Annotated in this window: 12 protein-coding genes; 2 read left to right on the forward strand and 10 right to left on the reverse strand. The window is 62.7% G+C overall.

Features of this window, described 5'->3' with window-relative positions; translation table 11 throughout:
* Positions 1 to 617: 617 nt before the first annotated feature.
* The 10 genes from O9K64_RS22580 to O9K64_RS22625 form a co-directional block, all read right to left on the reverse strand.
* The gene (locus O9K64_RS22580; protein WP_275100381.1) at positions 618 to 1,205 is read right to left on the reverse strand and encodes a peroxidase-related enzyme; all 588 of its coding nucleotides are present in this window, start codon (positions 1,203 to 1,205) and stop codon (positions 618 to 620) included.
* A 213-nt stretch (positions 1,206 to 1,418) separates the two neighbouring features.
* A complete protein-coding gene (locus O9K64_RS22585) occupies positions 1,419 to 2,321 on the reverse strand; it encodes a hydroxymethylglutaryl-CoA lyase (protein WP_275100383.1) in 903 nt (300 codons plus the stop codon).
* Between the two features lie 223 nt (positions 2,322 to 2,544).
* Entirely contained in the window at positions 2,545 to 4,536 is a 1,992-nt protein-coding gene (locus O9K64_RS22590; RefSeq protein ID WP_275100384.1) for an acetyl/propionyl/methylcrotonyl-CoA carboxylase subunit alpha, read from the reverse strand.
* Positions 4,536 to 5,351, reverse strand: coding sequence for an enoyl-CoA hydratase/isomerase family protein (locus O9K64_RS22595; protein ID WP_420493189.1), 816 nt, complete (start codon positions 5,349 to 5,351; stop codon positions 4,536 to 4,538). Before O9K64_RS22595 ends, O9K64_RS22590 begins: the two co-directional genes overlap by 1 nt.
* A gap of 376 nt (positions 5,352 to 5,727) precedes the next feature.
* Complete coding sequence (locus tag O9K64_RS22600; protein ID WP_275100385.1) at positions 5,728 to 7,335, reverse strand: carboxyl transferase domain-containing protein; 1,608 nt, start codon at positions 7,333 to 7,335, stop codon at positions 5,728 to 5,730.
* Positions 7,335 to 7,937: a 2-hydroxychromene-2-carboxylate isomerase gene (locus tag O9K64_RS22605; protein ID WP_275100386.1), complete on the reverse strand. Its 603-nt coding sequence runs from the start codon at positions 7,935 to 7,937 to the stop codon at positions 7,335 to 7,337. The genes O9K64_RS22600 and O9K64_RS22605 overlap by 1 nt, the downstream gene beginning before the upstream one ends.
* A 3-nt stretch (positions 7,938 to 7,940) precedes the next feature.
* On the reverse strand, positions 7,941 to 9,077 hold the full coding sequence (locus tag O9K64_RS22610) for an acyl-CoA dehydrogenase family protein (RefSeq protein ID WP_275100387.1): 1,137 nt from the start codon (positions 9,075 to 9,077) through the stop codon (positions 7,941 to 7,943).
* A 593-nt stretch (positions 9,078 to 9,670) separates the two neighbouring features.
* Positions 9,671 to 10,855, reverse strand: coding sequence for an acetyl-CoA C-acyltransferase (locus O9K64_RS22615; RefSeq protein ID WP_275100388.1), 1,185 nt, complete (start codon positions 10,853 to 10,855; stop codon positions 9,671 to 9,673).
* Positions 10,856 to 11,239: 384 nt separating this feature from the next.
* The gene (locus tag O9K64_RS22620) at positions 11,240 to 12,400 is read right to left on the reverse strand and encodes an isovaleryl-CoA dehydrogenase (protein ID WP_335342344.1); all 1,161 of its coding nucleotides are present in this window, start codon (positions 12,398 to 12,400) and stop codon (positions 11,240 to 11,242) included.
* Between the two features lie 592 nt (positions 12,401 to 12,992).
* On the reverse strand, positions 12,993 to 13,424 hold the full coding sequence (locus tag O9K64_RS22625) for a MerR family transcriptional regulator (protein ID WP_275100390.1): 432 nt from the start codon (positions 13,422 to 13,424) through the stop codon (positions 12,993 to 12,995).
* Positions 13,425 to 13,860: 436 nt separating this feature from the next.
* Between O9K64_RS22625 and icmF the strand changes: the two genes are divergently transcribed.
* Both icmF and O9K64_RS22635 read left to right on the forward strand, forming a co-directional pair.
* The gene (gene icmF, locus O9K64_RS22630; RefSeq protein ID WP_275100391.1) at positions 13,861 to 17,124 is read left to right on the forward strand and encodes a fused isobutyryl-CoA mutase/GTPase IcmF; all 3,264 of its coding nucleotides are present in this window, start codon (positions 13,861 to 13,863) and stop codon (positions 17,122 to 17,124) included.
* A gap of 420 nt (positions 17,125 to 17,544) precedes the next feature.
* Positions 17,545 to 18,393, forward strand: coding sequence for a 3-hydroxybutyryl-CoA dehydrogenase (locus O9K64_RS22635; protein WP_275100392.1), 849 nt, complete (start codon positions 17,545 to 17,547; stop codon positions 18,391 to 18,393).
* Positions 18,394 to 18,432 lie beyond the last annotated feature (39 nt).

Raw genomic sequence — 18,432 nt, forward strand, 5'->3', positions numbered from 1 at the left:
AACCCGAATGCTACTTACTTAAGGCGAATCGCAGGATTTTCGTCATTCCATCCTTAGGTCCGTAACCGGTGCATCCCTGCACCACTTCTCCGGCGCAGGCCGGAATCCAGGAATACCGCCACCATTAAGCAATCTGGTAGGAGGCCTTCGCCGGGATGACGGCGGTTCCAGGCTTAAGTAAGTGCCATTCGGCTCTAACCCTTTAATTATGCGTCTTCCTCGCTCACATAGGTAAATATTGCAGCAAGCACGCTTGGTTAAGTGAATAATCCGACTTAATGCTTCCCGCGATATTGCGCCCTTTCTGACTCAACCAACCTGGTCAGATGACTGATTTTATAGAAAATATTTCGCCTCCTGCCGCACAGATCACCCGATAATCCCTGACATTACCAAAGATTAATATAGGAAGGAACCTGTTCTTGCCTATTTAGGCGTCTACAGGGCTCTGCGCCTGTGCGCGGGTATCCCGGCGCACCCTTCCTTGGAAAAAAGATGGCCTTTTCAGTGGGATAGCGCGCTGTTGATTTGTCAGCGGGGGTCGGAGTTGACGCGACGACTCCGACCCTGATCGGGAGCGGGCTGGACCAGAGCCTGCACCCTGCCCCGCTGTGGAGCTATTTCTTCTCTTTCGGCAACCTGCCCAGCAAATAGAACTCATCATTAGTACGCATGCTGGTCAAGTTGACCATCCGGTTGGAGAGCCCAAAGAACGCGGAGACAGCGCCAATATCCCAGATATCCTCGTCGCTGAAGCCGTGGCCGCGCAGCAGTTCGTAGTCGGTATCGTCCACTTCGTAGGCGCGCTGGGAGACCTTGATGGCGAAGTCGAGCATCGCCTTCTGGCGCGGGGTGATGTCGGCCTTGCGGTAGTTGGCGGCGATCTGGTCGGCGATCAGCGGGTTCTTTTCGCGGATGCGCAGGATGGCGCCGTGGGCCACCACGCAGTAGATGCACTGGTTGGCGCTGGAGGTGGCGACCACGATCATCTCGCGCTCGCCCTTGGTGAGGCCGCTCTCTTTCTCCATCAGGGCATCGTGGTAGGCGAAGAAGGCGCGGAACTCGTCCGGCCGGTGCGCCAGGGCGAGGAAGACGTTGGGGATGAAGCCGGATTTCTCCTGCACTTCGAGGATGACGTTTTTGATGTCTTCCGGCAGGGTGTTGATATCGGGGATGGGGAATCGGCTGATGGGTTTATCTGACATGGATACCTCCGTTGTTAATGTAATGGATTATTGTTGTCTGTATTGTCCGCTGTAGCGCGGGTGCATGGGCCTTGGTGTGGTGGATGCGCCTGTCGGCTTATCCACCCTACTTCCTGCGATCTCTTCGCGGCGGAGCCGCTCCTACAGTTACTGGCTTGCGGTCGTTTGGTGCCACGCCGCGTGGGCACAAAAAGCGTGCCCACCCTACGAAAGTCACTCCTTGGCAGCCAGGGCGCGGGCCACTTTCGAGGCCGGTTCGCGTTGCAGGTGGTCGCTGATGTAGTGCCCCGCCTGCAGCAGTTTCGGCAGATCGATGCCGGTTTCGATGCCCAGGCCGTTAAGCATATAGACCACGTCCTCGGTGGCGACGTTGCCGGAGGCGCCCTTGGCGTAGGGACAGCCGCCGAGGCCGGAGATGGAGCTGTCGATTACCGCCACGCCCTGCTGCAATACTGCGAACAGGTTGGCCAGCGCCTGGCCGTAGGTGTCGTGGAAGTGGGCGGCCAGTTGTTCCACCGGCACCACCTTGGTCACGGCGTCGATCATCCGTTGCGCCTTGAGTGGCGTGCCGACGCCGATGGTGTCGCCCAGGGAGATTTCGTAGCAGCCCATGTCGTGGAGCCGCTGGGCCACCTCGGCCACCCTGGCCGGGGCGATCTCCCCTTCGTAGGGGCAGCCCAGTACGCAGGAGACGTAGCCGCGCACCTTGAGGTGGTGCTGTTGCGCCTGCGACATCACCTCGCTGTAGCGGGCGATGCTCTCTTCGATGGAGCAGTTGATGTTCTTTTGGGTGAAGCTTTCGGAGGCGGCGGCGAATATGGCGATCTCTTGCACGCCCACGGCCAATGCTGCTTCCAGTCCTTTTAGATTGGGTACCAGCATGGGGTAGCTGACGCCGGGTTTCGGCTGGATGGATTGGTAGACCTCGGCGCTGGAGGCCATCTGCGGTACCCATTTGGGGGAGACGAAGCTGCCGGCCTCGATCACCGACAGGCCGGCCTGTTCCAGTTTGCGGATCAATTCCAGTTTGACCTCGAGGGGGACCGGGGTGGGCTCGTTTTGCAGTCCGTCCCGGGGGCCGACTTCGACGATCTTGACCTGTTGGGGTAGTTGCACGGTTGTTCCTCTGGCTTGCGGTTTTGGTGCCGTTCCACGTGGGCACAGACAACGTGCCCACCCTACATTTGCCCCCTCATCCCAACCTTCTCCCTGGGGGAGAAGGGGCCGTTCGTTTATATCTTGATTCCCTCATCCCAACCTTCTCCCTGGGGGAGAAGGGGCCGTTCGTTCAGGCTGTGCGATGGATTCTTTGGTGAATGCGCCTGTTGGTTTATCCACCCTACTCGATCACCAGCAGCGGTTCGCCGTCTTCCACCTGGTCGCCGACGGCGAAGCGGATCTCCTTGACGACACCGTCGCTGGGGGCGGTGATGGTGTGTTCCATCTTCATCGCCTCGACGATCATCACCGCGTCGCCCTGTTTCACGGCGTCGCCCTCGGCCACGTTGATGGCGATGACATTGCCGGTCATGGGGGCCACCAGGCTGCCGCCGGCACCCTCGCCCTCCAGTGCCTCCAGGCGCGGGTCGGTCAGTTCGATCTGCCAGGAGCGTCCCTGGTGCAGGATGGTCAGCTCCTGGTCGTGCTTGATCACCGCCACCTGGAAGCGACGGCCGGCGAGGTCGGCCAGCAGGTCGCCGTCGTCCAGGATCTCGCCCGAAACCAGGCAGTCGCCGCCCGGCAGCTCCAGCAGAAAACCGCCGTCCCGGTAGTGGGCCACCAGGCTGCCCTGCGCCTCCCCGGCGGCCCAGTGCAACTGGTGAAAGCTGTCCTGGTTCATGCGCCAGCCGGTGGCGCTGCCCCAGGGGGAGTAGGGATCATGGGAGCGCGACTGCCGTTGTTGGGTCTGCCGCTGCTCGCCCAGCAGTTCATAGAGGGCGGCGATGGCCAGGATGTCGTCCGACATCGCCTCCGCCGCCGGAAACAGCTCGGCCGCGTGCTTGTCGATAAACCCGGTATCCAACTCGGCATTGGCGAAGGCCGGCAGCGCACACAGGGTGGAGAGGAACTCCAGGTTGGTGGTGACGCCGACGATGCGGTAGTCCGCCAGGGCGGCGCGCAGCCGGTGCAGGGCACTGGCCCGGTCCTCACCCCAGACGATCAGCTTGGCGATCATCGGGTCGTAATGGACGCTCACCTCGTCGCCCTGCTCCACCCCGGTATCAACGCGCACACCCGGCCCCTGCTCCGGGGTCTGCAGATAGCGCAGCTTGCCGGTGGCGGGCAGAAAATCCTTGGCCGGGTTTTCGGCATAGACCCGCGCCTCGAAGGCGTGGCCGTTGATGCGTAGCGCGGCCTGGTCCAGCGGCAGGGGTTCGCCGGCGGCCACCTTGAGCTGCCACTCCACCAGGTCCTGGCCGGAGATCATCTCGGTCACCGGGTGCTCCACCTGCAGCCGGGTGTTCATCTCCATGAAGTAGAAGCGGCCGTCGCGATCGAGCAGGAACTCCACCGTGCCGGCGCCAACATAGCCGATCGCCTTGGCGGCATTGGTGGCCGCCTCGCCCATGGCGGCGCGCAGCTCCGGGGTCATGCCGGGGGCCGGCGCCTCTTCCAGCACCTTCTGGTGACGCCGCTGTACCGAGCAGTCGCGCTCGAACAGGTGCACCGCGTTGCCCTGGCTGTCGGCGAACACCTGCAACTCCACGTGGCGCGGCGATAGCAGGTAGCGCTCCAGCAACACCTTGTCGTCGCCGAACGAGGCGATCGCCTCGCGTCGGGCGGCGTCCAGGCCGGTGCTGAAATCCTCCGCCCGCTCCACCACCCGCATGCCCTTGCCGCCGCCACCGGCGGTGGCCTTGATCAACAGCGGGTAGCCCATCCGGTCGGCTTCCCGCCGCAGGGTCACCGGCGACTGGTCGTCGCCATGATAGCCGGGCACCAGCGGGACGTTGGCCTCGCCCATGATGCGCTTGGCCTCGCTCTTCGAGCCCATGGCGACAATGGCGGAAGCGGGCGGGCCGATGAAGACGATGCCGGCCGCCTGGCACGCCTCGGCAAACACCGCGTTTTCCGACAGGAAGCCGTAGCCGGGATGCACCGCCTGGGCGCCCGAGGTTTTGGCCACTTCAAGGATCTTGTCGGCGCGCAGATAGCTCTCCTTGGCCGGCGCCGGGCCGATCAGGTAGGCCTCGTCGCACAGCGCCACGTGCATGGCATCGGTGTCGGCCTCGGAATAGACGGCGACCGTGGCGATGCCGAGGCGGCGGGCGGTGCGGGCGACCCGGCAGGCGATCTCGCCGCGGTTGGCGATCAGGATCTTGTCGAACATCAATCGTTCCCCTCTGCAATGCCTTCTGTAATCCAGGCCGGTGCACGCTTGTTGAGGAAGGCGTTCAACCCCTCCCTGCCCTCGTCCGACGCCCGGGCGGCGGTGATTCTTCTGGCGGTATCCTCGATCACCGCCGCACTGGTGGGCTGGTGCGAGACGGCGAAGATGAGGGACTTGGCCTCCGCCAGGGCGGAGGGGCCGCCGTTCAACAGTTCGTCGAACAGGGCGTCCACCCGGGCCTCCAGTTGGTCCCGCGGCACCACCGCGTGCAGCAGGCCCAGGCGCAGTGCCTCGGCGGCATCGAAGCGCTCGGCGGTGAGGAAGTAGCGGCGCGCGGCGCGCTCGCCGATGGCGGCAATCACATAGGGGGAGATCACCGCCGGGATCAGCCCCAGCCGCACCTCGGAGAGAGCGAATTTCGCCTCCTCCGCGGCCACCGCCATGTCACAGCAGGCGATCAGGCCGACGCCGCCGCCGAAGGCCGCACCCTGCACCTGGGCGATGGTGGGCTTGGAGAGGCCGTTGAGCTTCTCCATCAGCCGCGCCAGCATGCGTGCATCGGCCAGGTTTTCCGCCTCGCCGTAATCGGCCATGCGGCGCATCCAGTTGAGGTCGGCGCCAGCCGAGAAGCTCTTGCCCGCGGAGCGCAGCACCACCACCCGCACCTGGGGATCGACGTCCAGCGACTCCAGGACCTGGATCAGGCGCTGGATCAGGGCATCGTCGAATGCGTTGTGAATCTCCGGGCGGTTGATGGTGAGGGTCGCCATACCGCGCTCGTCCACCGCCAGAATTACCGAGTTTTCTGCCATCATCTTTGTCATTTCCCGTTTACATTCTGCCCGAGTAACTACTCACTCGAGGTGTGCATTAAAGCCCCTCCAATGCACCACGGAGGCACGGAGGACACAGAGGTTAGCTGAACAACGTAGCGTGGCGGATAATTGGAGCCGCCGTTCCATTCCCCCCTCGACCCCGGATTGCACCGCTTACTTACCTGAGGATGAAGCCTGCAGGAGGAGAATGGCACTTACTAAAGCCTAATCACAGGATACTCGTCATCCCGGCGCAGGCCGGGATGACGGTGATTCTTGGCTTAAGTAAGTGCCATTCCTGCAGAAGGATATTGTTGTTTCTCTGCGCTCTCTGTGTCTCCGTGGTGTTGATAGGGGCGAGTAGTTACCTGCCCGATTACATCCTGAAGATGCCGAAGGTGGTCTGCTCCACCGGCGCATTGAGCGCCGCCGAGAGTCCCAGCCCCAGCACGGTGCGGGTCTCCGCCGGGTCGATAATACCGTCATCCCACAGGCGGGCGCTGGCGTAGTAGGGGTGTCCCTGGTATTCGTACTGGTCGCGGATCGGCGCCTTGAATGCCTCCTCGTCCTCCGTCGCCCAGCTCTCGCCGCGCGCCTCCAGGGCGTCGCGCTTGATCTGTCCCAGCACGTTGGCGGCCTGCTCGCCGCCCATCACCGAGACCCGGGCATTGGGCCACATCCACAGGAAGCGGGCACCGTAGGCGCGGCCGCACATGGCGTAGTTGCCGGCGCCGAAGCTGCCGCCGACGATGATGGTGAACTTGGGCACCTTGGCACAGGCCACGGCGGTGACCATCTTGGCCCCGTCCTTGGCGATGCCGCCCGCTTCATACTTCTTGCCCACCATGAAGCCGGTGATGTTCTGCAGGAACACCAGCGGGATACCGCGCTGGGCGCACAGTTCGACGAAGTGGGCGCCCTTCTGCGCCGACTCGGAGAAGAGGATGCCGTTGTTGGCGATGATGCCCACCGGGTAGCCGTGGATGTGGGCGAAGCCACAGATCAGGGTGGTGCCGTAGAGCTTCTTGAACTCGTCCAGTTCGCTGCCATCGACCACCCGGGCGATCACCTCGCGGATATCAAATGGTTTGCGCAGATCGGTGGGCACGATGCCGTAGATATCCTCTTTCGGATAGCGCGGCTCGACCGGCTCGCGCAGGGTCACCCCGGGCCGCTTGTCGCGGTTCAGGGTGTTGACCACCCGCCGCGCCAGCCCCAGGGCGTGGGCGTCGTTCAGGGCGTAGTGGTCGGTGACGCCGGAGATGCGCGAGTGCACATCCGCCCCGCCCAGCTCTTCCGCCGTCACCACCTCGCCGGTGGCCGCCTTCACCAACGGCGGACCGCCGAGGAAGATGGTGCCCTGCCCCCTGACGATGATGCTCTCGTCCGACATGGCCGGCACATAGGCGCCGCCGGCGGTACAGGAGCCCATCACCACGGCGATCTGCGGGATGCCCTGGGCCGACATGTTGGCCTGGTTGTAGAAGATGCGGCCGAAGTGTTCGCGGTCCGGGAACACCTCATCCTGGGTCGGCAGGTTGGCGCCGCCCGAGTCCACCAGGTAGACGCAGGGGAGCCGGTTCTCGCGGGCGATCTCCTGGGCGCGGATGTGTTTCTTCACCGTCATCGGGAAGTAGCTGCCGCCCTTCACCGTGGCGTCGTTGGCGATGATCATGCATTCCTGGCCGCAGATCCGGCCGATGCCGGTGATGACACCGGCCGCCGGCACCTCGTTGTTGTACATGCCGTAGGCGGCGAACTGGGACAGCTCCAGAAACGGCGAGCCGGTATCCAGCAGCACGCGGATACGTTCGCGGGGCAGCAGCTTGCCGCGCTGGAGGTGTTTCTCCAGGGCGCGCTCGCCTCCGCCCTTGGCGATGCCGTCCACCTTCTCCCGCAGATCGGCCAGCAGCGCCTGCATGGCCGCCTGGTTCTCCCGGTACTGTTCGCTCTTGCGATTGATACTGCTGTTGATGACCGACATTACCAGCCTCCTGTCGCCAACCAGCGGTCGACCTGCTCCAACCGGTCATTGCCCCAGAAGGGTTCACCGTCCACGAAGATATAGGGCGAGCCGAAGACACCGCGCTCGACGGCAGTCTCGGTCTCCTGCTTCAGCCGTGCCTTGGCCTCCGGGGTCTGGATCGCCGCCAGTAGCGCCTCGCGATCGACGCCCAGCGGGGCCGCCAGATCCGCCACCAGCTGTGGATCGGTGCCGTCGCGCCCCTCGCCGAAGGTGGCGTGGTAGACCGCCCGGGCCAGCGCCTTTGCCGTTTCCGGCTGCGTGTCCGCCAGCCAGTAGAAGGCGCGGGAAGGCGCCAGGGCCGCCTTGGGAAAGTTCTCCGGCAACTGGAACGACACCCCCTGATCACGGGCGCAGCGCCGCATGTCGTGCAGCGAATAGTCGCCCAGCAGCGGAATATCCAGCAGCGGGCGCGTCCCGGTCAGGGCAAAGGTCACCCCCACCAGGAAGGGGCGCCAGATCACCTCGCGGCCATGTTTTTTCGCCAGCGCGTCGATGCGGGTGCTGGCCAGGTAGCCGTAGGGCGAGTAGAAATCGAAATAGAACTCCAGCGGTGCGGCCATGGGTTACTCCTCGGCAATGGCACGGGAGATGACGATACGCTGTATGTCACTGGTGCCTTCGTAGATCTGTGAAATGCGCACGTCGCGGTAGATGCGCTCCACCGGAAAGTCGCGCAGATAGCCGTAGCCGCCCAGGGTCTGGATCGCCGCCGAGCAGATCTGCTCCGCTGCCTCCGAGGCGAACAGCTTGGCCATGCTCGCCTCCTTGAGACAGGGCCGGCCGGCGTCGCGCAGTTGCGCGGCGTTCATCACCATCAGGTGGGCCGCCTCCAGCTGGGTGGCCATGTCGGCCAGGCGGAAGGCGACCGCCTGGTGGTTGATGATGGCGGTGCCGAAGCTCTCCCGCTCCCTGGCGTAGTCGAGCGCCACCCGGTAGGCGGCCCGCGCCATGCCCACGCACTGGGCGGCGATGCCGATGCGTCCGCTCTCCAGGTTGCTCAGGGCTATCCGGTAGCCCTGCCCCTCCTCGCCGATCAGGTGATCGGCCGGGATGCGGCAATCCTCAAACACGATCTGCGCCGTGTCCGAGGCGTGCTGGCCCATCTTCTCCTCGATACTGGCCACCTGGTAACCGGGATTGTCGGTGGGCACCAGGAAGGCGCTGATCCCCTTCTTGCCGGCCGCCGGGTCGGTGACGGCAAATACGATCGCCACCTGGGCATGTTTGCCGGAGGTGATGAACTGCTTGGTGCCGTTGAGTATATATTCGTCGCCGTCACGCACCGCGCGCATCTTCAGCGCGGCGGCGTCGGAGCCGGCCTGGGGCTCGGTGAGACAGAAGCAGCCGAGCATGTCGCCGGCGGCGAGCGGCTTGAGGTAGGTTTCCTTCAGATAGTCGCTGCCGAACTTGAGCAGCGGCCCGCAGACCACCGAGTTGTTGACGCTGAGGATGGTGGAGCAGGCACCGTCACCGGCAGCAATCTCCTCGATCGCCAGGGCGAAGGAGACATAGTCGGTACCGGCCCCGCCCCACTCCTCGGGGATGGTCATGCCGAACAGACCGAGCGCGCCCATCTCCTTCAGTTCGTCCGAGGGGAAGATGCCCTCCCGGTCCCACTCGGCGGCGTTGGGGGCCAGGCGCTCCCGGGCAAAATCCCGCGCCATGTCGCGGATCATGCGCTGTTCTTCGGTGAGGATCATCAATGACTCCTGTGGATCATCATCTTGTTATTGAATACCGGCCCATGCCAGGCCGGTGATTCGCGGCAGAGCCGCTCCTACAGTTGATGTAGGCAGTTGACGTAGGGCGGGCACGTCTTTGGTGCCCACGCCGTTGATTCATGCCGTGCTTCCGCGTGGGCACAAACAACGTGTCCATATAGGGTCTCTTCCCCTGCACGAGAGTGTAGGATGGGTGGAGGAGGAACGACGTAACCCATCAATCGGTCCCGCAGCACCCGCCCGGCATGTCAGCCATCACCCGGCCTCATCCGAAGATGGGTTACGGTGCACCCTGGCTACAGAGCATCTCCAACCACGGAGGTGGTGCGCCTCCACCCATCCTACACGTTGTACACAATCCATAGTGGATTCATGCCGAGCGTCCGCGTGGGCACAAACAACGTGCCCACCCTACTTCTCTGAGTCTCCAGCTAGCGGCAGGGTGGATAAGCGACAGCGCATCCACCATGACACTGGTGGATGCGCCTACCGGCTTATCCACCCTACTGTACTTCTCTTATCCAACCCTACGATATCGGGAGGTGAACGTCATGCGTCCGAACCTGCCCGTGTCAAACCCGCTCGATGGCCACCGCGGTGGCCTCGCCGCCGCCGATGCAGAGCGAGGCGATACCGCGCTTCAGCCCTTGCTCTTCCAGCGCCGCCAGCAGGGTGACGATGATGCGCGCGCCGGAGGCGCCGATCGGGTGGCCCAGGGCGCAGGCGCCGCCGTTGACGTTGACCTTTTCGTGATCCAGACCCAACTCGCGCATGGCCGCCATGGTGACCACGGCGAAGGCCTCGTTGATCTCCCACAGGTCCACGTCGTCCTTGTTCCACTCCAGCCGCTGCAGCAGGTCCTGCATGGCATAGACCGGCGCGGTGGTGAACCAGCAGGGTTCGCCGGCGTAGCCGGCATGGCCGTGGATCACCGCCTTGGGCGACAGGCCGCGCCGTTCCGCTTCCGAGGCGCGCATCAGCACCAGGGCGGCGGCGCCGTCGGAGATGGAGCTGGAGTTGGCCGGGGTCACGGTGCCGTCCTTGCGGAACGCCGGACGCAGGTTGGGGATCTTCTCCGGGCGGGCATTGCCCGGCTGTTCGTCGATCGCCACCCGGGTGTCGCCGCCGCGCCCCGCTACCGTCACCGGCACGATCTCGCGTTCGAAGCGGCCCGCCTCGATGGCGGCGTTGGCCCGGCTCAGCGAGGCGATGGCGAATTCGTCCTGCTGTTCGCGGCTGAACCTGTAGTGGTCGGCGCACTGCTCGGCAAAGGTGCCCATCAGCGCACCGCGATCGAAGTAGGCGTCCTCCAGGCCGTCCAGGAACATGTGATCCAGCACCTTGCCGTGGCCCAGGCGATAGCCGCCGCGCGCCTTCTCCAGCAGGTAGGGGGCGTTGCTCATGGACTCCATGCCGCCGGCCACCATCACCGCGTTGCTGCCGGCCTTGATCAGGTCATGGGCCAGCATCACCGCCTTCATGCCGGAGCCGCAAACCTTGCTGATGCCGGCACAGGGCACGCTCTGGGGGATGCCGGCCGCGAGCGCCGCCTGGCGCGTGGGGGCCTGGCCGATGCCGGCGGTGAGCACGTTGCCCATCAACACCTCTTGTACATCTTCAGGCGCAATACCGGCGCGTTCCACCGCCGCGGCGATGGCCGCTGCGCCCAGCAGGGGTGCGGAGACTGAAGAGAGGGCGCCCTGGAAACCGCCCATCGGGGTGCGGGCGATATCGACGATGACAATTGGATCACTCATGGGATTACTCCGGTTCGTTCTGTTGCTCAATTTGGCCTGTCGCACTTCGGCCATTCGGTGGTCTGGAACATTCAACACCGTAGGATGTGCTGAGCGCAGCAATGCGCATCACCCGGCGTTTGATGCGGTTCGTTTCACTCACCACATCCTACGATTGAATGGCACTGACTTAAGCTCAAATGTAGGGTGGGTTAGCGTTTTTTGCGTAACCCACCAGGCGTTGCGCAGCAACACAACCCGTTTGTTTAAGGTTTGCCTGACGGCACAGTTGGTGGGTTACGGCGCAAACAACGCGCCTAACCCACCCTACATTGGATACGAATCCGCTTAAGTCAGTGCCATTCATCCTACGATTCATTTCGCGCCACCCCAGGGGTCGTCAATCTACCGGGTCTCGTTAAACAGCTCGCGGCCGATCAGCATGCGGCGGATCTCCGAGGTGCCGGCACCAATCTCGTAGAGCTTGGCGTCGCGCAGGAAACGGCCGGTGGGATACTCGTTGATATAGCCGTTGCCGCCCAGGGCCTGGATCGCCTCCAGGGCCATCCAGGTCGCCTTCTCCGCCGCATAGAGGATGGCGCCGGCGGCGTCCTTGCGCGTGGTCTCGCCGCGGTCGCACGCCTTGCCCACCGCGTAGACATAGGCCTTGCAGGCGTTCAGGGTGGTGTACATGTCGGCCAGCTTGCCCTGCATCAGCTCGAACTCGCCGATGGGGCGGCCGAACTGCTCGCGCTCGTGGACGTAGGGCACCACCACGTCCATACACGCCTGCATGATGCCCAGCGGCCCGCCGGAGAGCACCGCACGCTCGTAGTCGAGGCCGCTCATCAGCACCTTGACCCCCTGGTTGAGGCCGCCGAGGAGATTCTCTTCCGGCACCTCCACATCCTGGAACACCAGCTCGCCGGTGTTGGAGCCGCGCATGCCGAGCTTGTCCAGCTTCTGCGCGCTCTTGACGCCGAAGCCGCGCTCGATAATGAAGGCGCTGATCCCCTTCGGTCCGGCCCCAGGATCGGTCTTGGCATAGACCACCATGGTGTCGGCATCGGGGCCGTTGGTGATCCACATCTTGTTGCCGTTGAGGATGAAGCGGTCACCCTTCTTCTCCGCCTTCAGACGCATGGCCACCACGTCGGAACCGGCATTGGGCTCGGACATGGCCAGGGCGCCGATATGCTCGCCGCTGATCAGTTTCGGCAGGTACTGCTCCTTTTGTGCCTGGGTGCCGTTGCGCTTGATCTGGTTGACGCAGAGATTGGAGTGGGCGCCGTAACTCAGGCCGATGGAGGCGGAGGCGCGGCTGATCTCTTCCATGGCGACGATGTGGGCCAGGTAGCCCATCCCGCTGCCGCCGAACTCGTCGGAGACGGTGATGCCCAGCAAGCCCATGTCGCCCAGTTTCCTCCACAGCGGGTTGGGGAACTCGTTTTTCAGGTCCGTCTCGGCGGCGATGGGGGCGATCTCGACGGCGGTGAACTCCTGCACGGCATCGCGCAGCATCTCCACGGTCTCTCCCAGATCAAAATTCAACGAAGGCAGGTGGATCATTCAGATATCTCCTCAACCGAAGCTGTCGCATCCAGACAGCCCCACAGAAACGGGTGGGATGGCCGGGCACGCTCGAACGCCCCACCCTCATACCGGTAATCGCCGGAACCCGGACAACCGATGCAAAACATATATTACGTTTACGTTAACGTCAACTGCTATGGTGTAACTATAGTACCCGTTGCAATTCAATGATAGGAGAAGAGGGAAAACAGTGTTTTGGGTTCAGATGGTATAGCGCCGATACGCCCGCCCCGTAACTTCTCAATAACCCGGGGTAAGGTGCTCCAAAACCGTTCGTAGGGGCAGGCAGGCCCCCGTGCCTACCCTGGGTCGGTGCAACCGGAGGTCTTGGGCAACCACGGGGGGTTGCCCCTACGGGGACGTTGAACACCTGAGGGGCGACGCCGTTCGTAGGGGCAGGCCCCCGTGCCTGCCCTGAGTCGATGCAACCGGAGGTTTCGGGCAACCACGGGGGGTTGCCCCTACGGGGACGTTGAATACCTGAGGAGTGACGCCATTCGCAGGGGCAGGCCCCCGTGGTTGCCCAATTCTCCGGGTTGCACCAACCCGGTCAGGCCCGGCGTTATCAGCCGTCGCTGTCCAGCTCGTCCAGCACGCTCAGGGCGCGTTTTTCCACGCTCTCCATCTCGTGCAGTACCGCCTCGATGTCCTGACGCTGCTGTTCCAGCATCTCGCGCCGCGCCTTGATCTTGTCGAGCAGGAAACGCAACTGGCCGGTCTCGCCGGGCGAGGTGTCGTAGAGATCGAACATCTCCTTCACTTCGGAGAGGGCGAAACCGAGCCGCTTGCCGCGCAGCACCAGCTTCAGACGCACCCGGTCACGCTCGCGGTAGACCCGCCGGCGCCCCTTCCTGGTGGGGGAGATCAGGCCCTGATCCTCATAGAAACGGATGGCGCGCGGCGTGATATCGAACTCTTTGGCCAGTTCGGAGATGGTGTAGGTGGTGCCCTTCATGGTCTCGACATCGTTCGCCGGATCGTGGTGTAGTTTTTCCATTAGCATATTCTATCCCGATTAACAGTGCTTTTTATACACCAGCCCGGCCCGCCGCCGGTTGCCGGGCACTGCGTAATTTCCGGGCAATATCGCCCGCTTTTTGCCTTTCCGGTGCCATACTCAACGGTGACGTCGCCAAGGGCCCGCGCAAGAATAAGTTCCTGTATTCGGTCGCCCCTGGACGGCAAAATCTGTTGTTTACTGTTATAACCTACGTTTACGTAAACGTCACTATACTTTCTATTCCCAGACTGGTCGAGCCGCCCGATTTGCGACTCCCATCAACCGACAGCATAGCATTGACGTTTACGTTAACGTAATATAGATTTAGTCTGATATGAGGCTGCAGGAGTGCCCATAAGCCTGGGCATTCTATCATCAGTCAAACGCTTTCTCGATTATTTACAGCGAGTTACAGATTCCATTTGGAGACATTATGGCCAACGTTCCGCAGGCAGACAATGTGGTCGGCATTGCTCAGCAACAGCATAAAATCCGCTTCGTAACGGCGGCCAGCCTGTTTGATGGCCATGACGCCTCCATCAACATCATGCGCCGCATCCTCCAGGCCCAGGGTGCCGAGGTGATCCACCTGGGCCATAACCGCTCGGTGGCGGAGATCGTCAATGCCGCGCTGCAGGAGGATGTCCAGGGTATCGCCATCAGCTCCTACCAGGGCGGCCACGTGGAGTACCTCAAGTACATGGTGGACATGCTGAAGGAGCGCGGCGGAGCAGAGATCCGGGTGTTTGCCGGCGGTGGCGGCGTGATCGTGCCGGAAGAGATCCAGGAGCTGCATGAGTACGGGGTGACGCGCATCTTCTCACCGGAAGACGGCCAGAAGATGGGCTTGCAGGGGATGATCCAGTTCGCCATGGAACAGAGCAATTTCGACCCCGGCCGGTTCGCCCCCGACAGCCTGGACCCACTCCTGGAGGGTAACTGGCGGGCGCTGGCCCAGATCGTCACCCGCCTGGAGAACAGTGACGGCGACCCCACCCTGGCGGGACAGATCGGTGAGGCCCTGCAGGGCGTTCGCAAACAGATCCCGGTGTTGGGCATCACCGGCACCGGCGGTTCCGGCAAATCCTCCCTGACCGACGAGCTGATCCGCCGCTTCCGCCTGGGCCAGCAGGACCGGCTCAATATCGCCATCATTGCCGTCGACCCGACCCGCCGCAAGACCGGCGGCGCGCTGCTCGGCGACCGCATCCGTATGAACGCCATCGAGCACCCGAATATCTTCTTCCGCTCGGTGGCCACCCGTGACGCCAGCGGCGAGGTACCGGACTATGTAGCCGACATCATCAAGGCGTGCAAGCTGGCCGATTTCGACTTCATCATCGTGGAGACCCCGGGCATCGGCCAGGGAGACGCCGGCATCGTGCCGCTGGTGGATGCCTCGCTCTATGTGATGACCCCGGAGTTCGGCGCCCAGAGTCAGCTGGAGAAGATCGACATGCTGGACTATGCCGATTTCGTCGCCATCAACAAGTTCGACCGCAAGGGCGCGGAGGATGCCCTGCGCGACGTGCGCAAGCAGGTGCAGCGCAACCAGGAGGCGTTTGGCACGCCGCCCGAGGAGATGCCGGTCTACGGCACCATCGCCGCCCGCTTCAATGACGAGGGGGTAACCGCCCTCTACCATGGCCTGCGTGACCGGCTGGCGGAGCTGGGTCTGGAGGTCGTCGAGGACGCCCTCCCCCGCGGCAGCGAGAAATGCTCCACCGGCAAGCAGGTGATCGTGCCGCCACAGCGCGCCCGCTACCTGGCGGAGATCGCCGAGAACGTGCGTGGCTACAAGCAGACCGTAGCCGAGCAGGCGCGCATCGCCCGGGAGCGGCAGCAGCTCAGCGAGTCGAAACGCATGCTGGGCGAAGCCGGCAACACCCTGGAGGCACTGGATGAGCTGATCGCCGAGCGCGACGCCACGCTGGACCCGCGGGCAAAAAAGCTGCTGGAGATCTGGCCCCAGGTGAAGCAGAGCTATGCCGGGGACGAGTACGTGGTGAAGATCCGCGACAAGGAGATCCGCACCCAGATTACCCGCACCACCCTCTCCGGCACCAAGATCCCCAAGGTGGTACTGCCCGGCTACGAAGACCACGGCGAGCTGCTCAAGTGGCTGCTGCTGGAGAACGTGCCGGGCAGCTTCCCCTACACTGCCGGGGTGTTCGCGTTCAAACGCGAGGGCGAGGACCCGACCCGCATGTTTGCCGGCGAGGGCGATGCCTTCCGCACCAACCGACGCTTTAAGAAGTTGTCGGAACATGCTGATGCAAAAAGACTTTCTACTGCATTTGACTCGGTCACCCTGTACGGCTGCGACCCGGATGAACGGCCCGACATCTACGGCAAGGTCGGCAACTCCGGGGTCTCCATCGCCACCCTGGACGACATGAAGGTGCTGTATGACGGTTTCGACCTGTGCAGCCCGAGCACCTCGGTGTCGATGACTATCAATGGACCGGCACCGATGATCCTGGCCATGTTCCTGAATACCGCCATCGATCAGCAGATCGTGAAATTCGAGGCCGACAACGGTCGCCAGCCCACCGATGAGGAGATCGAGAAGATCCGCGCCTGGGCGCTATCGAATGTGCGCGGCACGGTGCAGGCAGACATCCTGAAGGAGGACCAGGGGCAGAACACCTGCATCTTCTCCACCGAGTTCGCGCTCAAGCTGATGGGCGATATCCAGGAGTATTTTGTGCACCACCAGGTGCGCAATTTCTACTCGGTCTCCATCTCCGGTTATCACATCGCCGAGGCCGGGGCCAACCCGATCTCCCAGCTCGCCTTCACCCTGGCCAACGGCTTCACCTACGTGGAGACCTACCTGGCACGGGGCCTGGACATCGACGAGTTCGCCCCCAACCTGTCGTTCTTCTTCAGCAACGGCATGGACCCGGAGTACACGGTGATGGGCCGGGTGGCGCGGCGCATCTGGGCCACCGCCATGCGTTTCAAATACGGCGCCAACGAGCGCAGCCAGAAGTTGAAATACCATATCCAGACCTCCGGCCGCTCACTGCACGCCCAGGAGATGGATTTCAACGATATCCGCACCACCCTGCAGGCGCTGATCGCCATCTACGACAACTGCAACAGCCTGCACACCAACGCCTATGACGAGGCGATCACCACCCCCACCGAGGAGTCGGTGCGGCGCGCCCTGGCGATCCAGCTGATCATCAACAACGAGTGGGGCCTGAGCAAGAACGAGAACCCCAACCAGGGCGCCTTTATCATCGACGAGCTGACCGAGTTGGTGGAAGAGGCGGTGCTGAGCGAGTTCGAGCGCATCTCCGAGCGCGGCGGCGTGCTGGGCGCCATGGAGACCGGCTACCAGCGCGGCAAGATCCAGGACGAGTCGCTGCATTACGAACACATGAAGCACGACGGTTCGCTGCCGATTATCGGCGTCAATACCTTCCTCAACCCAAAAGGTCACGGGGAGTTCACCATCGAACTGGCCCGCTCCACCGAGGAGGAGAAGCTGAGTCAGATCAAGCGGCTGCGGGAGTTCAATCAGCGCCATGAAGGTGAGTCGGCCGCGGCGCTGGAGCGTATCCGCATCGCCGCCATCAACAACGAGAACATCTTCGTCCAGCTGATGGATGCCGTCCGTTACTGTTCCCTGGGGCAGATATCCAACGCCCTGTATGAGGTCGGTGGCCAATATCGCCGTAACATGTAGACCGGGAAGGGGGCGAATACCGCCCCTTTTTGGAAATATTCACATCCCAAGTTTCGGAGTTTGCAGTATTTGTAGGGTGGATAAGCTTGCGCATCCACCGCCATCCGATTCATGGTGGATGCGCTGATGCTTATCCACCCTACGAGAAGTGGTACAGGGATGTACCGTTTACGGACCTAAGGATGGAATTGAGCGATTCGGGCTTTGTGAAATGAACTCAGAAACTTGAGTTTACATTAATAAACATCAATTAACATATTGTTTATATTCGCTTTATCATGGACAGTTAAAGTATTGGCGAGAAGACAATCACACCACTCAAGGCGGAAAGACTATCTTTACGGCCGGGCGCTGGGCTTTGCACCCCATCCAAAAATCCTATGTAATATGTAATATATTTCACTTTTACCAGAGGTTGATATGCAAGTTAATTCAGTTGGCGTCATCGGGGCCGGCACCATGGGGAACGGCATTGCGCAGGTCTTTGCCGCATCCGGATTCCAGGTCATCCTGCACGACATCGCCGAGGCACCGTTGCAACGCGGTCTGGACAGCATCGAAAAGAGCCTCGACCGGATGCTGAAGAAGGAGAAGATCAGCGAGGCCGACAAGGCTGCCACCCTGGCCAACATCCGCGGCGTGACCCGTCTGGAGGAGTTGGCCGGGGTCGACCTGGTGGTGGAGGCGGCCAGCGAAAACCTGGAGATCAAGAGCAAGATCTTCCAGGAGCTGGACCGCATCTGCAAACCCGAGGCGGTACTCGCCACCAACACCTCCTCCATCTCCCTGACCCGCATCGCCCGCGAGACCCGGCGTCCGGAGAAGGTAATCGGCATGCACTTCATGAACCCGGTCCCGGTGATGAAGCTGGTGGAAGTGATCCGCGCCCTGCAGACCAGCGACGCGGTGTACGCCCTGATCGACGAGCTGTCGAAACGGATCGGCAAGGTGCCGGTGGAGGTCAACGACAGCCCGGGCTTCGTCTCCAACCGCATCCTGCTGCCGATGATCAACGAGGCGATCTATACCCTGTACGAGGGCGTGGCCACGGTCGAGGCGATCGACGAGGTGATGAAGCTGGGCATGAACCATCCCATGGGCCCACTGGCCCTGGCCGACCTGATCGGCCTGGACACCTGCCTCTCCATCATGGAGGTGCTGCACGACGGGCTCGGCGACACCAAGTACCGCCCCTGCCCCCTGCTGCGCCGCATGGTCGACGCCGGCTACCTGGGACGCAAGAGCGGCAAGGGTTTTTACGACTATTGATCCAATGTTTAATCGCTTCTGCGAGACTAATTCGGAGAC

The sequence above is a fragment of the Sedimenticola hydrogenitrophicus genome, from assembly GCF_029017505.1.
Lineage (GTDB): Bacteria > Pseudomonadota > Gammaproteobacteria > Chromatiales > Chromatiaceae > Sedimenticola > Sedimenticola hydrogenitrophicus_A.

Coding starts and splice junctions, on each gene's coding strand:
- O9K64_RS22580 (WP_275100381.1), bottom strand. CDS start 1,205: ATGTCAGATAAACCCATCAGCCGATTCCCCATCCCCGATATCAACACC.
- O9K64_RS22590 (WP_275100384.1), bottom strand. CDS start 4,536: ATGTTCGACAAGATCCTGATCGCCAACCGCGGCGAGATCGCCTGCCGG.
- O9K64_RS22595 (WP_420493189.1), bottom strand. CDS start 5,351: ATGATGGCAGAAAACTCGGTAATTCTGGCGGTGGACGAGCGCGGTATG.
- O9K64_RS22600 (WP_275100385.1), bottom strand. CDS start 7,335: ATGTCGGTCATCAACAGCAGTATCAATCGCAAGAGCGAACAGTACCGG.
- O9K64_RS22605 (WP_275100386.1), bottom strand. CDS start 7,937: ATGGCCGCACCGCTGGAGTTCTATTTCGATTTCTACTCGCCCTACGGC.
- O9K64_RS22610 (WP_275100387.1), bottom strand. CDS start 9,077: ATGATCCTCACCGAAGAACAGCGCATGATCCGCGACATGGCGCGGGAT.
- O9K64_RS22615 (WP_275100388.1), bottom strand. CDS start 10,855: ATGAGTGATCCAATTGTCATCGTCGATATCGCCCGCACCCCGATGGGC.
- O9K64_RS22625 (WP_275100390.1), bottom strand. CDS start 13,424: ATGGAAAAACTACACCACGATCCGGCGAACGATGTCGAGACCATGAAG.
- icmF (WP_275100391.1), top strand. CDS start 13,861: ATGGCCAACGTTCCGCAGGCAGACAATGTGGTCGGCATTGCTCAGCAA.
- O9K64_RS22635 (WP_275100392.1), top strand. CDS start 17,545: ATGCAAGTTAATTCAGTTGGCGTCATCGGGGCCGGCACCATGGGGAAC.